A 549-nucleotide genomic window follows, 5' to 3' on the forward strand; every position below is an offset into this window, starting at 1 on the left:
CTTGGAGAGTGCCCTATGCGCTGTGACTGATAACCTTGACACTTCGACGCCCATGTGAGCGTGCATCGCAGTCCTTCTGGCGCAGCTTCGCGGGCTTCTTCTTCCACTCGTCCGGAACCTTGCCCGCCTTGATGTCAGTCTTCTCCGCGTCGGTGTTGCGCTGCTTGGGCGCCGCCACGATGGTGGCATCGACGATCTGCCCGCCCATCGCCAGGTAGCCGGCCTTGCCGAGGTGCTTGTCGAAACGGGCGAACAGGTTGTCCACCGCGCCGGCCTGTGTGAGATGCTCCCGGAACAGCCAGATCGTCTTGGCATCCGGCACCCTGTCTCCGAGACCCAGCCCGAGGAAGCGCATGAAGGATAGTCGGTCCTGGATCTGGAACTCGGCCTGGTCGTCAGACAGGCTGTAGAGCGCCTGCAGAACCATAATCTTGAACATCATCACCGGATCGTAAGGCGGCCGGCCACCCCTCGCGCCATCGGAGCGCCTCAGCGCCTTGCCGAGCGGCTTGCGGAAAACCTCCCACGGCACCACCGCATTCAGCTTCT

General features: G+C 62.8%; 1 pseudogene. It reads right to left on the bottom strand.

The annotated features are described in order from the left end of the window. Nucleotides 1–58: 58 nt before the first annotated feature. Nucleotides 59–549: pseudogene (locus ACWGTO_RS33780) on the bottom strand (transposase); the annotation flags it as partial.

This window comes from Mesorhizobium sp. PL10, from assembly GCF_053714315.1.